Source organism: Acinetobacter zhairuonensis (genome assembly GCF_022601715.1).
GTDB lineage: Bacteria > Pseudomonadota > Gammaproteobacteria > Pseudomonadales > Moraxellaceae > Acinetobacter.
This window is the reverse complement of the sequence record NZ_JAKVIM010000005.1, coordinates 60,414-75,792: the sequence shown is the minus strand read 5'-3', so window position 1 is coordinate 75,792 and position 15,379 is coordinate 60,414. Positions and strand designations below refer to the sequence as shown.

15 protein-coding genes are annotated in these 15,379 nt (G+C 43.1%); 4 read left to right on the top strand and 11 right to left on the bottom strand.

The window, feature by feature from the left end:
- Window positions 1-103 precede the first annotated feature (103 nt).
- The 4 genes from MKI85_RS05560 (at window position 104) to MKI85_RS05545 (ending at window position 3,982) form a co-directional block, all read left to right on the top strand.
- Window positions 104-1,552, top strand: coding sequence for a coniferyl aldehyde dehydrogenase (locus MKI85_RS05560; protein ID WP_241625790.1), 1,449 nt, complete (start codon window positions 104-106; stop codon window positions 1,550-1,552).
- Window positions 1,553-1,713: 161 nt separating this feature from the next.
- Window positions 1,714-1,950, top strand: a complete 237-nt coding sequence (rpmB, locus tag MKI85_RS05555) for a 50S ribosomal protein L28 (RefSeq protein ID WP_000048256.1) — start codon at window positions 1,714-1,716, stop codon at window positions 1,948-1,950.
- 12 nt (window positions 1,951-1,962) lie between these two features.
- Entirely contained in the window at window positions 1,963-2,118 is a 156-nt protein-coding gene (gene rpmG / locus MKI85_RS05550) for a 50S ribosomal protein L33 (protein WP_003654787.1), read from the top strand.
- A 145-nt stretch (window positions 2,119-2,263) separates the two neighbouring features.
- Window positions 2,264-3,982 (top strand): cation:proton antiporter, encoded by a 1,719-nt coding sequence (locus MKI85_RS05545; protein ID WP_241625788.1) that lies wholly within the window; start codon window positions 2,264-2,266, stop codon window positions 3,980-3,982.
- Between the two features lie 65 nt (window positions 3,983-4,047).
- Here MKI85_RS05545 and MKI85_RS05540 read toward each other — a convergent pair whose 3' ends face one another.
- The 11 genes from MKI85_RS05540 to MKI85_RS05490 all read right to left on the bottom strand — a co-directional run bounded on the left by MKI85_RS05540 (window position 4,048) and on the right by MKI85_RS05490 (window position 15,329).
- Window positions 4,048-4,326: a hypothetical protein gene (locus MKI85_RS05540; protein ID WP_100240659.1), complete on the bottom strand. Its 279-nt coding sequence runs from the start codon at window positions 4,324-4,326 to the stop codon at window positions 4,048-4,050.
- Window positions 4,327-4,433: 107 nt separating this feature from the next.
- Window positions 4,434-4,937: a DUF6586 family protein gene (locus MKI85_RS05535; protein WP_241625786.1), complete on the bottom strand. Its 504-nt coding sequence runs from the start codon at window positions 4,935-4,937 to the stop codon at window positions 4,434-4,436.
- Between the two features lie 172 nt (window positions 4,938-5,109).
- Window positions 5,110-5,361 (bottom strand): RNA recognition motif domain-containing protein, encoded by a 252-nt coding sequence (locus tag MKI85_RS05530; RefSeq protein ID WP_241625784.1) that lies wholly within the window; start codon window positions 5,359-5,361, stop codon window positions 5,110-5,112.
- Between the two features lie 74 nt (window positions 5,362-5,435).
- Complete coding sequence (locus tag MKI85_RS05525) at window positions 5,436-7,424, bottom strand: ATP-dependent helicase (RefSeq protein WP_241625782.1); 1,989 nt, start codon at window positions 7,422-7,424, stop codon at window positions 5,436-5,438.
- Window positions 7,425-7,532: 108 nt separating this feature from the next.
- Window positions 7,533-8,672, bottom strand: coding sequence for a glycerate kinase family protein (locus tag MKI85_RS05520; protein ID WP_241625780.1), 1,140 nt, complete (start codon window positions 8,670-8,672; stop codon window positions 7,533-7,535).
- Window positions 8,673-8,765: 93 nt separating this feature from the next.
- On the bottom strand, window positions 8,766-9,338 hold the full coding sequence (locus MKI85_RS05515) for an HdeD family acid-resistance protein (RefSeq protein ID WP_241625779.1): 573 nt from the start codon (window positions 9,336-9,338) through the stop codon (window positions 8,766-8,768).
- A gap of 132 nt (window positions 9,339-9,470) precedes the next feature.
- Window positions 9,471-10,229, bottom strand: a complete 759-nt coding sequence (locus MKI85_RS05510; protein WP_241625776.1) for a hypothetical protein — start codon at window positions 10,227-10,229, stop codon at window positions 9,471-9,473.
- A 5-nt stretch (window positions 10,230-10,234) separates the two neighbouring features.
- Entirely contained in the window at window positions 10,235-11,038 is an 804-nt protein-coding gene (locus MKI85_RS05505) for an NYN domain-containing protein (RefSeq protein WP_241625775.1), read from the bottom strand.
- 96 nt (window positions 11,039-11,134) lie between these two features.
- The gene (gene topA, locus MKI85_RS05500) at window positions 11,135-13,780 is read right to left on the bottom strand and encodes a type I DNA topoisomerase (protein ID WP_241625773.1); all 2,646 of its coding nucleotides are present in this window, start codon (window positions 13,778-13,780) and stop codon (window positions 11,135-11,137) included.
- A gap of 36 nt (window positions 13,781-13,816) precedes the next feature.
- On the bottom strand, window positions 13,817-14,266 hold the full coding sequence (locus MKI85_RS05495; protein WP_241625771.1) for an ammonium transporter: 450 nt from the start codon (window positions 14,264-14,266) through the stop codon (window positions 13,817-13,819).
- A 70-nt stretch (window positions 14,267-14,336) separates the two neighbouring features.
- Window positions 14,337-15,329, bottom strand: a complete 993-nt coding sequence (locus MKI85_RS05490) for a hypothetical protein (RefSeq protein WP_241625769.1) — start codon at window positions 15,327-15,329, stop codon at window positions 14,337-14,339.
- Window positions 15,330-15,379: the final 50 nt, after the last annotated feature.

Here is a 15,379-nt window from a genome sequence, read left to right as displayed (position 1 = left end):
ATATATTCAATGGGTTAGAAAACTAACACAGTAAGTGACTTGACTATTTAGAGCATTTGCTCTAAAAATTAATTATCCGCTTTAATGTAACTGGTAGTGCGTCATGAACAGTCAAACAAAAACAACAGCAATGACACCACATGCTTTTGATCTTCAATACTTACACGACGTACTTGAGCAACAAAAACATGCTTACCAACGTTATCCTTTACCCACAGCAAAGGAACGTATTGATCGTTTAGCACGGCTTAAGCGTATCTTGGTTAAGTACCAAGATCAATTCGCAGAAGCAATCAACCTCGATTATGGTAACCGTTCTCTTGCCGAAACCAAAATCGGTGAACTCCTCACTTGCCTTGAGCAGATTAAATATTATAGCAAGCATTTATCCAAATGGATGAAACCCTCCAAGCGACACGTCGGAATCATCCATCAACCCGCCAAAGCATGGGTGGAATACCAACCCTTGGGTGTGGTGGGCATTATTGCGCCATGGAACTATCCTTTATTACTGTCAGTCGGTCCGCTGATTTGCGCATTGGCGGCAGGCAACCATGCCATGATTAAAATGTCCAGTGCTTCCTGTAATTTTGGTCGAGTGCTTGAACTGGCATTGTCTGAAATTTTCCCACAGGAACTGGTTGCCGTGATAAATGGCGGCGGTGTCATTTCCGATGCTTTTAGTCATTTGGCTTTTGACAAGATTATTTTCACAGGCTCGACCAATGTCGGCAAAACAGTCATGGCTGCTGCTTCAGAAAACTTAGTGCCTGTAATTCTGGAGTTAGGTGGCAAATCCCCAGTTTTGGTTCATCCTTCTATTGATCTAGACGATGTGGCACAGCGAGTGGCTGTCGGTAAACTATGGAATGCAGGTCAAACCTGTGTTGCCCCTGATTTTATCTTCTTACCGAAAGGCAAAACCCAAGAGTTTATTGAAAAGTTTAAAGCCTATGTTTTAGAGATGTATCCATACTTTAAAGACAATCAAGATTACACCGCGATTATTAATGACAAGCAATATCAGCGTCTGCAAAGCTATTTAGATGATGCAGAGGCACATGGCGCACAGCTTATCGAAATTAACCCTCTGTATGAACAACTGAGTGAAGTGCGTAAAATCGCACCAACGCTTATTGCTGGCGTTACTCCAGATATGCAGATTATGCAAAATGAGATCTTTGGTCCGCTGTTACCGATCATGGAATATGAACAAATTGACGATGTAATCGACTTTATTAATAGCCGTCCTCGTCCACTTGCATTATACTACTTCGACTTTGATCAGGCGCGTGCGGAATATGTCGCACAGCGTACCCATTCAGGGCATTTTGGACAAAACACGGTATTAACCCATGTTGCACAAGACGATTTACCATTTGGTGGCGTGGGTGCATCAGGTATGGGGAAATATCATGGTCCAGAAGGTTTCTTCAGTTTGTCGCATGAACGGTCTATGATGTCGAATCCGAAGCTGTATAGCTTTAAATACATCCTCCCACCGTTTAATAAGCCGATTCACAAATTGATTTTGAAAACTCTTCTACGCTAAGTGATCAAGGCATGATCTATCGCACTAGACCATGTCCCGTTTTATCAAAAATCGCTTGTCTTTTAAGCGCATTTTTGTTATAAAACGCCCCTTGAATGATTTCATCCGTTTACTTTTAATGACTAGCGCACAATCGGTGCTGTCTAGCAATGGAGTTCACCATGTCTAAGGTTTGCCAAGTTACCGGCAAGCGTCCAGTCGTTGGCAACAACGTCTCGCACGCCAATAACAAAACCAAACGCCGGTTCGAGCCGAACCTGCATCACCACCGTTTCTGGTTAGAAAGCGAAAAACGTTTCGTACGTCTTCGTTTAACCACTAAGGGTATGCGTATTATCGACAAATTGGGCATTGAAAAGGTTGTTGCTGACCTTCGTGCTCAAGGTCAAAAGATCTAAGGAGTCTGAACCATGCGTGATAAAATTCGCTTAGTTTCTACTGCTGGTACAGGTTATTTCTATACCACAACTAAGAACAAACGTACTATGCCGGAAAAAATGGAAATCAAAAAATTTGATCCAAAAATCCGTCAACACGTAATCTTCAAAGAAGCTAAAATCAAATAATTTTAGATTCTTAAAAAGAAACGACCTAATCTTAGGTCGTTTTTTTTTGCATTTTTTTTATGCACCTTGATAAACTTGAATAACTTTTTGGCATTCTTTGTGCTTATTTTCTTTTCACCCTTAACTTGTGTTTAAGGAGTTTTTAGTGCCACATAATGTAGACCTCATCATATTACTGGCTTTTGGTTTTGGCTTAGCGCTCATCTTTGGCTATCTTGCTGCACGTTTACGCCTCCCCCCGCTGATCGGGTATTTAATTGCGGGCATCATTATTAGCCCCAACACCCCAGGGATTGTGGCGGATATTCAACTTGCCAACCAACTTGCCGAACTGGGCGTCATGTTCCTGATGTTTGGCGTAGGCATGCACTTTTCTCTGAATGACCTATTACAAGTCCGACGCATTGCCTTACCCGGTGCAATTCTGCAGATTGCAGTAGCAACGTTATTGGGGATCGGTATCTCCATGCTCTGGGGATGGAGCTTTGGCTCAGCACTGGTGTTTGGTCTCAGCCTTTCTTGTGCCAGTACGGTGGTATTACTCAAAGCCTTAGGCGATCGAGGTCTACTCAATTCGGTCAATGGTAAAATTGCAGTCGGCTGGCTCTTGGTTGAAGATCTAGTCATGGTCTTGGTGTTGGTCTTACTTCCTGCGACCGCAGTGTTGCTCGGTGGTGAAGCTATGACGGCGCATGGTGAAAGTAGCAATATCTGGCTCACTTTAGGACTGACCCTATTAAAAGTCGCTGGATTCATTGCCTTTATGCTAATTGTCGGCAAGCGTCTAGTGCCACTGATTATGCAGTTTGTCGCACGTCTCGGCTCACGTGAGCTGTTTACCCTCACGGTGGTTGCTGCTGCCGTTTCTATTGCCTTTGGCGCGTATAAGGTCTTTGGCGTTTCTATGGCACTCGGTGCCTTCTTCGCAGGTATGGTGGTCAAGGAATCTGACTTTAGCCACCGTGCTGAAGAAGAAACTTTACCCTTACGTGAAATTTTTTCAATCCTATTCTTCGTTTCAGTCGGCATGCTGTTTGACCCTAGTATTTTATGGGAACAGCCTGAACATGTCTTGGCTGTAGTCGGAATTATCATGGTGGGTAAAACCATTGCCGCGATGGCACTGGTACTGTTCTTCCGCTACCCGATCAATACTGCTTTGACTGTGGGTGCATCTCTTGCACAAATTGGTGAGTTTTCTTTCATTCTTGCCACACTTGGCGTCTCGTTAAAGCTGCTCTCGTTAGAAGGACAAAACTTGATTCTGGCAGGTGCGTTAATTTCAATTACCCTGAACTCGTTTATCTTCTCAGGGATTGAACCAATTCAGAACTGGATTCGAGAACGCTCTTCCCTCGCCCGCTTATTGGAACGTAGTGGCGATCCTCTGGCGATGCTGCCTGATGAAGTGTCGCAGGATTATCTGCGTGATCAGGTGGTGATTGTCGGTCATGGTGAAGTGGGACGTCGAATCACCAAAAACCTGATGGCAGAAGACATTAAAGTCGTGATTGCCGAAGAAAACCGTGAGATCGTTGAAGACCTGCGCGAAAAAGGCATTGCAGCCGTTTCAGGTATGGCAACTGAAGCTGGGGTCCTGATTCAAGCGCACATTCAACATGCGCGTCTATTGGTACTTTCGCCAATGGATATTATTGATATTCACAAAATTGTCGACATTGCCAAAACCCTAAATCCGCAAATTCAGGTGCTGATCTGTGCAGAAAGCAAACAAGAAGCCGAAGTGATTCGCAAGGAAAACATTGGTGAAGTGTATTTAGCCAAAGAAGAAATGGCGAAAAATATGAGCAATCACATTCTCAATCAAATTGAAATTGCCCATCACCAAGCACCGAGTCACTAAGCTTCCTCTTGCCCGATGCACATAAAAAAAGCGCACTTCATGTGCGCTTTTTTCGCTAATGTAACTTAGCTCATAAACTGTGGTTTTTCGTCCACAACCTCGGCTTGCCATTCATTCACTTGTTTTTCAAGCAAGCCAAACAAAGCTGCCTGTATCATGTGTTGTGCAATCACGGCAGTTTGATCACCTAGCAATGCTTTAACTTCATCACTAAATTGAATTTTGACCAAAGGATCTTTTTCCGAGCCCGCATTTCGCAACGCCAACTCACCATCTTCAAGTTGAACCAACTCTAGAACCGCTTCCTGATTCCCAAATAATTCTTTCAATTGCTCAATAGACATGTGTTCCTCCATGTTCAACATGGTGGCAAAGGCTGTTGCACTTTGCATCGCTTAGATTATTAATATCGGGTCAAAACTCTAAACTTCAAGCCTTTGCTTGGCTTTCCCTAGAATTCCACCATTTCATTACGGAAACCATCGATTAACTGGGTCAAATCACGATGCCACTCACGTAAAATCTTGGTATCTGGCAACCAAGCCTGAGGGGTTTGCGTCACTTTGATAATTAGATTAGAAGAGGTTTCATCCTCTGGCTCTGGAGCACTTGGCTCAGGCGCGTACTGACACATGCGATAGGCTCGCTTTAGCTCCGCAATAAAGCCATCTTTCGAAAGCTGCTGCATCACCACGACTTCAGGTGATACCTGACCTTTTGCCGCCATCTGTTCTTCAATCGACTTCAAGGTCGGCTGAACATCATTTAAACGATAATAGCGCACCAATTCTTGTAAGAAAGCAAGAACCGCACCATGTAAATGAAATACCGCAGCTTCACGATGTGCCTGTGCTTGTTGAATATGATCGACTTGCTCTGCTTGCTGGCACGACAAACGTGCAAAATATAATTTCTGATTGGTACGGTCAGCATGGAAGCGAGCAACACGGGACATACGGATTTCCTATTTTTTGGGCATTTATTACAGCTCTAAGATTAAACGTAATTGAATTCAATGCACAATCAAAATTATGCATGATCTAATTCAGCTCAACCAATTTCAGCCATTATTTAGCACCCAAATTAGAGGGCAATAAAAAAGGAGCATGTTCTGCTCCTTTGATTTTTTAAGCCTGTGGCTTGTCTTCGGCTTGCTTGACGCGTATACCTGTGCCATGTAAACGCAAGGTATTCAAACCTTTAATCGCTTTCACCGCTTCACGACCATGTGGCATTTCCACAAAAGCAAAACCCTTGGATTTACCAGTTTCAGCATCTAAGACCAACTGGCAAGTTTCTACCGTGCCGTATTGTTGAAACAGCTTCAGCAATTCATCTTCTTTGACAGTACGTTCTAAATTACGAACTAAAATTTTCATCTTTAAACCTTAAAATAGGCAAATACTCAAAAGCAGCATGTATTGGCTTTTGAGAGCTTCGCAATAGCGATAGTTTAATCGAGATTTATCCCAAAATCTAAATCAATTGACTGACGTTCAATTAAAGCACTTTTCACCGTCTGTTGGCGGGTTTTATGATGTGTTTCCATGGTACACAATTGACGCTGTAAATCATTCAGAAAATAACTTTCCACCTTACGCCCTTGCTCATCCACTTGATCGCGTGCCCATAAACTTAAATTCTGCTTGGTCAGAATCAATTCATTTTTCGCTCGTGTGAGCGCTACATAGAGCACACGGCGCTCTTCTTCAACCTCATCAAAATCTCCCTGTGCCCTTGCGTTCGGATATTGCCCCGGGGTGACATTCGCCACATAACAGACTTTCTGTTCTGTACCTTTGGCCGAGTGAATGGTAATCAGCGTGACCACATCGGTATCCGACTGACGTTCAATTTCAGAAATGGAGACAGGATCGAGTACATACTCTTCAAGAAATTCGCTCAGCTGTGAATGCTTGGCTGCCAATTGCTTCACCAAGTCAAAATCACCTAGGCGACGATTCCAATCCTTTTTATAGTTTTCCGCCAATTGCACTTCCAAAGCTTGAATTCCCAAACTCACGCAGGCTTGTACCTCTTGTTTCAGCACGGTCATCTGCTTCATGATCAGCAGAGTTTCATCAGGAATACGCCCAAACTGTTCCAGCTTTTTAAAAATTGCCTCGAACTCAGGCTCAAGTAACAATTGCTGAGCCAAACGGCTGGCACCCACATCGCCCACACCATTCCACAGGGTTAAAAAGCGCATCCACGCAATATCATCCAGCGGATTGGCAATCACCCGTAACAAGCTGAGTAGATCTTTCACATGCGCGGTTTCCAGCAGTTTCATGCCCCCAATAAAACGGTACGGCACATTGGCTGCAATACAGGCAGCCTCAATATGTCGTGCAGCAAAGCTGGAGCGTACCAGAACCATATGATCCGACCATTGATGCCCTTGTAGGTAATGGCGCTCTTTAATATCAATCGCAATCCACTTGGCTTCATCAAACTCATTCGGGAAAATATGCATACGCGGTTTAATGCCCTCACCACGATGCGCATCCAAACGTTTCTCATAACGAATTTCAGACTGATCCAGTAACCAATTGGATAGGTCTAAAATTTCTTGGGTAGAGCGATAGTTCTTTTCTAGTTTATACACCACCGCATCTGGAACACGTTCCTTAAAATGGTGGATATTTTCAAAATCGGCACCGCGGAAACCATAAATCGACTGTGCATCATCCCCCACGCAAAATAGACTGACTTTATCCTTTAAAGGCTCAAGCAATGCCCACTGCAAAGGATTGGTATCTTGCATTTCATCGACCAGCATGTACTTGCAGATGGAGGCGACATAATCGACCAAGCCTTCAGATTGCGCGAGTGCTGAAGCCACAATCGCCAAAATATCATCATAATCCAAAAAACCACGCGCACGCTTACGTGCTTCGTACTCTTGCATGATCTGGGCAATTTGATCTTTAAATACAATGTGTTCGGGATGCTGTTTTTCTAAAGCCTCACTCAGCTTCTGACGAGTATTCCGTGCAAAAGAGTATAAATCACATAGCTCTTGTGGTTTAGGCAGCTGATTGGGATTTTTCTTATCGTCTTTGCCACGAATCAGGCGGAACATCATTAACTGATCATCACGATCAATAATCGAGAATTGCTCCAAACCAAATGCTTTCGGTATACGACGTAACAAGTACATGCAAAAGGTATGAAAGGTCGATGCTCGAAGTCCTTGGGCTTGCTCACCTAAAGCCAACTCTACTCGTGCCACAATTTCACTGGCTGCACGTCGCGTAAAGGTCAAAATTTGAATTTGATTGGCAGGAATCCCCTGCTCAATCAGATAGGCAGCACGCGCTACAATGGTTTTGGTCTTACCACAGCCAGCCCCTGCGAGCACCAGACTGTGTTGTGATGCAGTCGTGGCAGCTTGTTTTTGTTGCGGGTTTAATTCATCAATTAGGCTGGCTAAACTCATAATGTCTCATCGTGCTAGATAGAGGCATAGTTTAGCAAATCCCCACCATAAAACCGAATCATGTATGAGAACAGCGATTACAACGTTTCCATTTCAACAAGATGTGTATCAACTGATTGCTAGCAAGCGCGCGATATTCTCACAAGTACGCTCTAGATTTTGTTCGCCATGTTTTAATGCGGTTTGCAAATCACATGCCTCATCTACGATACCAAAAATTGCCGTAAAGCCCTCTTTGTACAGTTCCTCTATTCCTTCACCAATCGCACCTGCACAGGCGATTACAGGCTTATTCAACATCTGTGCCACTTGTGCTACACCATAAGGGGTTTTGCCAAACTTGGTCTGAAAATCGATACCGCCCTCTCCAGTCAACACATAATCCGCCTGTTCAATTTTTTCAGCCAATCGTGTTTCTTCAATCACGATTTCTACCCCAGAACGGATTTGTGCCCCTGCAAAAGTCATCAGTCCAAAACCCAAACCACCTGCCGCACCAGCCCCTGCAACATTGGCATAATCAAGCTGGAGTTGTGATTGAACCAAGTTCGCGAAATAGGCAAGGTTCTGATCCAATTGCTGCACCATTTCTGGACTGGCGCCTTTCTGTGGTCCAAAGACCTGCGATGCACCATTTTCACCGCAGAGTGGATTGTTCACATCACTAGCGATCACTATCTCAACCTGCTGTAACCGTGAATCTAATCCCGATAAATCAATCTGTACAATTTGATGCAGTTGCCCACCACCCTGAGTAACAGGCTGACCTTGTGCATCTAAAAATCTAACACCCAAAGCTTGTGCCATGCCCATACCTGCATCATTGGTGACACTACCACCTAGCCCAATAATAATTTTGGACACCCCATGATTGAGTGCCAGCTGAATCATTTCAGCAGTTCCGAACGTGGTGGTGAATAATGGATTACGCGATGACGGCTCAAGTAAATGGATTCCATTGGCTTTCGCCATTTCAATCACAGCCGTTTGCCCTTGATCAATCAAACCGAAATAGGTCTCTACGTTCTGTTCAATCAGAGGACCAGACACCGTACAATGCACCATCTCACCCCGTGCAGCAGCAACCAATGAATCTACCGTTCCCTCGCCACCATCTGCCATAGGCACATGAATATATGCAGCCTCGGGAAAAATTCGCTGCAAACCACGTTGCATCGCCTGACAAGCCTGTTGAGCCGTCATACTTTCTTTAAATGAGTCAGGGGCAAGGACAAAAGTTTTGGTCATGGCAAGATTATTGTTCGCTAAAAATCCAACTCCATCATACGCAATAAAAAAGAGTGCATATAGCACTCTTCATCAGCTGCATGAGCAATCACATTACACATCAGCCGAGCTCTTTGGCACTTCATGCTTGATATAAGATGCCAAGGTTAAGTAGTTAATGCCTTGAAAGAGAATATCGACCGCAAGGAACATCCCCAGCACCCAAAACGGTGCTGTTGGCGACATCAAGATCACCACCCCTGTAATAAATGTGAGGATCCCTGAAAATAAGGTCCAGCCCCAACCTGCCAAAGGCTTGAGCATAAAGGCATTCACGCTCCGTACAATCCCTGCAATGACCAAGAAAATCGCCAAGAAACTGGTCAATACAATCGCGGTTTTCACTGGTGTGCTAAAGGCATAATAACCCGCAATCAGATAAAAAATAGCAAATGCCGCCCATAGCCAGCGATAACCACCCTCAAAAATTTTAAATGCTGCGATCAAGTGCAGTACACCACCGATCATCATCAAAATACCAAATAAATAAACGGCTGAGAGTGTCGCAAACGGTAAAGCAGCCAACAAAATAAAGCCAAACACAGTCAACAAAATGCCGAGTGCCAAATACCATTTTCTATTTTCATGTAACTGATGACGAACCAAATCATTTCCAACTGTTTTCATATTTTTCTCTAGTATTTTTAATGGAATAAAATGATTGTTACTTTTTTTTCTTCAAATGTCTGTTATCAAACTGCATCTTTTTTATCCACAGCACGCACCCATACTGTGGATAAAGTTTAAGTTATACACAACTCATTTAATCCAACCAATCTCCAAGGCTGTGATTTGATTTAATACGGTATCGCCTAAACGTTCAGGCATTTTGCTTTGTTGAGCAGATATAGGCAGATGACCCGCCATCAATTCTGCTTTGGCTTGAGGAAATAAAGGCTTCTGGTTAGGTTCTGCATAGCCCTGCGGATACAAGGGTTGTCCTGTAGCGGCATCATATTTATCGCTTGCACCAAAGGCATGTAACAGCTCATGCACCAAGACAATCTGATTTTGCTCATTTTGTTTTTTACTGGCGTACAAATTCACTGCCCCAATACGACCTTTTTCCAACGCGGTCGAATGTTTTAACTCATTTTTCAACTGTGGATCATAATAATTTAAATACAACGTCACAGCAGAAGCTCCATCACTCCGTTGGTGCTGTTTCCAATCATAAAAGCGAAATTTAAGACTCCACCAGATGATATCGAGCAAGTTCGCCTGCTCAAGAACTTTCGGTGGTTTTTGAGTTAATTCACGCCCCAAATTTAAATAAATCTGTATGGGTTGACCACGATAATGTGCTGACATTTGCTGTAAATATGGCTGTACAGCTCCTAGATCGCTCAAAGATAATTGTTGAATATATTGTTGTGTGCTGGCTTGACCATCTGCATTAATTGGATGCAATAGGACGATGATAGGCTTATCCCAGTTCTGATTTTGGTCTCGCCATGCGTTGACTGCGACAATGAGCAAAATCAGCAATAAGCACAAGATTCTAATTTTTTTCCACATTTCTATTAAGCACTCTGCTTCTTCATTTTTCTTAAATACATTTGACTCATTTCAACTTTTGTTTCAAAAAGATTTAACGTTTTAATTAAGCCCGATAATTTTGCTCTACCATAATTGCGAGAATCAAAATCTGGTTTCACTGCACTAATATATAGTCCAACCATACCTAAATTTGCCCATCCATTCTCATCTGCATTATCTTTTACTGCTTTATAAATGAGATTCAATGTGGCACGATCCATAACCTCAGTCACAATATTATCTTTCAATTGATTAGTAATCTTTGAATCCAATATTTTACTAGAATCTAGTATTTTCCTAACCTGAGTACTCGTTATTTCTTCATCTTCTGAATTTTTAAGTTCGTTCTCTGAAATCAAATTTTCAATGAAAATAAATTTATCACAAGCCTTTTTAAATGCTTCAGGCGTAGATTTTTTGCCAAAACCATAAACACTTAATCCATTTTCACGAATACGCGAGGCTAAAGGCGTAAAGTCACTGTCACTAGATACAATGCAAAACCCATCTAATGCTCCTGCATAGAGTAGATCCATTGCATCAATAATTAAAATCATATCCGTCGCATCTTTACCTTTGGTGTAGGCAAATTGCTGAACTGGTGTAATTGCATGAGGTAATAATACATCTCTCCAACTTTTCAGAGTGTCACTACTCCAATCACCATAAACTCGCTTTACACTTGCAATTCCATATTTGGCTACTTCTTCTAAAACGGATGAAATAGCACCAATCGATGAATTATCTGCATCAATTAATACAGCAAACTTTTTTGTTTGAATGTCCACAGCTCCCCCAAAAATAATTTTAACTTTCTTATACAAATGATTGTGTCATAAAAAATGCCCACCGAAGTGAGCATTTCTATCTAAGAATTGATGCCGTTATGCTTCAATCCATTTTCCATCTTGGAAAACCAACGACCACTTGGTCTGTTTTCCTTCGGGTGTTTCTGAACCAATATATTGCGCTTGATTTTTACGGCTGAATTTCACCAAAGTCGGGTTGCCTTCAGGGTCAACATCTGGTGCTTGCAAAATAAATTGGTATTTCGGATCAAGCTGTTCAGCGACAGAACGTAATTCAGACACTTTTGGCGCACGCGTTTCACGAATTTTCGGAAACTTACTTGCTGCCAAGAACAGACCTGCAGCCCCATCACGTAACACAAAGAAATCATCATGCTTGGTTGAACGCAAGTGTTCCATTTTAATCGGGTCGACACGCGGAGGTGCTGGCTGACCACTCTTCAACACTTTACGGGTATTGTCACAGCTCATGCACGCAAAATACGGTCCAAAACGCCCTGTTTTGAGTTGCATTTCACCATCACATTTATCACAAGGAATGGTCGGACCATCATAGCCCTTAATCTTAAACTCACCTTCTTCGAGTTCAAAACCTGCGCAATCAGGATTGTTACCACAGACATGCAACTTACGCCCACCATCGATGACATAACTGTCCATCGCAGTACCACAAATTGGGCAGCGCTTCTTCGACATCAAATCTGCGGTTTCAGCAGCATCATCATCAGACAGTGCCGCCAGTGATTCCACGGGAGTGAGGTTCAACGTACCTTTACAACGTTCTTTCGGCGGCAGGTTATAACCAGAACAACCTAAGAATACACCTGTAGTTCCGGTACGAATCTGCATTGGACGCGTACATTCTGGACACTGAACAGCATCCACTTCTACAGGTTGATTGCGACGCATGCCACTATCACCTTGTGCGGTGGTCAAACGCTTCTTGAAATCGCCATAAAAACTGTCGAGTAATTCTTTCCAGTTACGCTCACCATCTGCAACTTTATCCAGCTGACCTTCAAGGTCCGCAGTAAAGTCGTAGTTCATCAGATTATTAAAACTTTCATCCAAACGATCCGTGACGATCTCACCCATTTTTTCAGCAAATAGGCGGCGATTTTCCAGTTTCACATAACCGCGATCTTGAATGGTCGAAATAATCGCAGCATAGGTCGATGGGCGACCAATACCACGCTTTTCCAACTCTTTCACCAAAGATGCTTCGGTAAAACGCGCAGGTGGCTTGGTAAAGTGCTGTGATGGATCAAGTTTTTCTAGATTGAGTACTTCACCCACTTTTACTGCAGGTAATAGCACATCATCATCAGACTTGTTTTGACCACGAACTTTGGTAAAGCCATCAAATACCAAGGTACGACCTTTGGCTTTCAATTCAACACCGTTGGCATCGACCAAAATCGTAGAAGATAAATATTCGGCTGGTGTCATCTGACACGCCACGAATTGGCGCCAAATTAAATCATATAAACGCTGTGCATCACGTTCTACCCCCACCAGACTATCGCCTTTTAAGCCGACATTAGATGGACGAATGGCTTCATGCGCTTCTTGCGCGCCCGCTTTATTGCCGTAACGATTCGGTTTCGCGGGTATGTATTTAGCACCAAACTCAGTTTCAATATGGTGACGCACCATATTCACTGCATCATCACTTAAGAAAGTTGAGTCGGTACGCATGTAGGTAATAAAACCTGCTTCGTACAAACGCTGCGCCAACATCATGGTTTTCTTGACCGAAAAACCTAAACGCGTGCTGGCCGCCTGTTGCAAAGTCGAAGTGATATACGGCGCACTCGGATTGACCTTGGTTGGTTTATCCTCACGAGCTGAAACTTTGTAATCTGCATCTTTCAAAATTTTCAATAAAGCGTCGGTTTCGGCTTTATTACGTAATTTGAGACTTTTACCTGCTTGCTTCACCGCCTCTAAACGAATGTCATCACTCGATGATTTGGTATCGGCAAACACTTGCCAATATTCTTCAGGAATGAAGGCACGAATTTCACGCTCTCGCTCAACCACCAGTTTCACCGCAACGGACTGTACTCGCCCTGCGGAAAGACCACGCGCAATTTTTTCCCAAAGCAATGGTGAAATCATAAAGCCAACCACGCGGTCGAGGAAACGACGCGCCTGTTGTGCATTGACTTTATTGGTATCTAAACGTGATGGATGCTTAAAGGCTTCTTGAATGGCATTTTTGGTAATTTCGTTAAACACTACGCGTTGGTAACGTGAATCATCACCACCAATCACTTCTTTTAAGTGCCAAGCAATCGCTTCCCCTTCACGGTCCAAGTCCGTTGCGAGGTAGACTTCATCGACTTGCGATGCCAGTTTCTTTAATTCCGCAACTACATTCTCTTTGCCTGGCAGCACTTCATAATGTGCCTTCCAGTCATGTTCAGGGTCCACCCCCATACGATTGACCAAAGCGTGTTGTGCTTTTTCAGCTTTTTGTGCATCGGTCAATTTGGTTCGGGTTGCTGCTGTTTTCTTGTCCGCAGTTTTACCTGAACCGCCCGTCGGTAAGTCACGCACATGACCTACAGAGGATTTCACAATGTAATTGGAACCAAGATATTTGTTGATTGTTTTCGCTTTTGCAGGCGACTCCACAATCACTAAGGCACGTTTTTTCCCAGCATCAGGAGAATCTGCTGTTGTGCTTTTGGATGTGGATCGAGGAGCATTCGCCATAATTAACCGTTTTTCCTATTTCAGTGAATCTAAAAATTAAAGTTCAGCCAAAGAATGTAAATATGCTTTGATGTCTTCTAATTGGGTTGCTCTTAAATCAGCTTCTTCGTCCCAATAGATTCCTACACAGTTTGCCTGCATATCAATAGCATAAATGCCCTTTAATGCAATGGGGAAATTATTAAATTTTTCATCACCATGCACGAGCTTAAGCTGCTGTTCTTCAACACGGGCGCGCATCAGCGGTAAACGTGCATCGGGAATCAGGACGCTGTAATACGCCACCATACTGGCACGATCTGAAGATGCTTTGGGAATTTTGGTCCATTCAGGTGCAGCAACCAAGCGGGGGTGTAATCCCATTTTTCGTGCTTTTTCTCGCATTAAGCCCAACGCTTTTTCACGCGGACTAACGCGGAGACCAAAAATTGACCCCAGCACAAAAACCACAATGACGACAGCAACCCAAATTCCAGTATGTTCCATAACAAAACCTTTTTTATCTATTATTAGAGTTGCATAAGCACAATATAAAACGCAAGTTACAACGACAAAATTAATTCAGGAACATTTCATGACTATATAAGACTTCATGTCCGTTCCAGTAAATATATCCTTTTTCAATCAACTCTTTGAGTAGCAAACGGATATCTGCTTTGGGAAACATTTGTTCCAATAAATCACGTAAGGCATAGATATCCTTCGGCTTATCATTCTTGAGTTCACGCAGTTTTTTCGCCACTTCTAGCTGTATAGGATCTATTTTTCCAAAGTCTTTAAATAAAGCATCTTGTGCTTGTTCAACCTTAGGCTCAGGAGCAGGCTGTTCTGCTGAAACCTGAAGTTGCTCTATGGCTTGGTCTAAATTGGTTAAGCTAGCTAATTCTGCCTGATCTTGCTCAAGATGCAGCTGTGCCCATTGTTTTAATAGTTTCTTACGAAAATTAATCTGCTCATCATAACGTTTCACAATTTTTAGATTAATCAACATTCCCACCAAGTGCTGTGCTTTTTCAGGCACCACTTGCAAAATATTCATGACTGAATTTTTTAAGGAATCCACCGTATTCGGTTTGCCCGACATTTTCGCCAAGGCTTCACAGTACTGCTTCACCATTTGTAAATACGGTTTGCTTTGAATCACTGCCAAACTTGGAATTTTGTATTTCGGCTTGCTGGCTGCGGTCGCTTCCTGAATTTGAATCAAGCTACAACTCAAAGAAGAGCCTCGCATCAAATCAATTAACAGCGAACTGCTTTTCACTGCGGAAATCACTTCTACATGGGTTTCAGGTTCGAGTAAGGCAATTAACTGCCCCACTAACACCGCATATTCAAATTCTTTCTCTTGGGCTTCGACTGTTTCTAAAATCACCACCTGACCACTGCTGACCCAAGTTGCAAATTCAGTCAGATCTTCCAGCGTATATGCAAACAGACCTTTACAGTTAAACAGGTATAAGGTGGGATAATGCTGCACGAGATCGCGTAACATCTTTGCCGTTGGCATATTATTTTCTAGATCGAACAAAACCGCTTTAGCAGACATAAACACACAGTCATGAGAGATGAGCAAAGAGGGTGCATTAGAACGGGAAG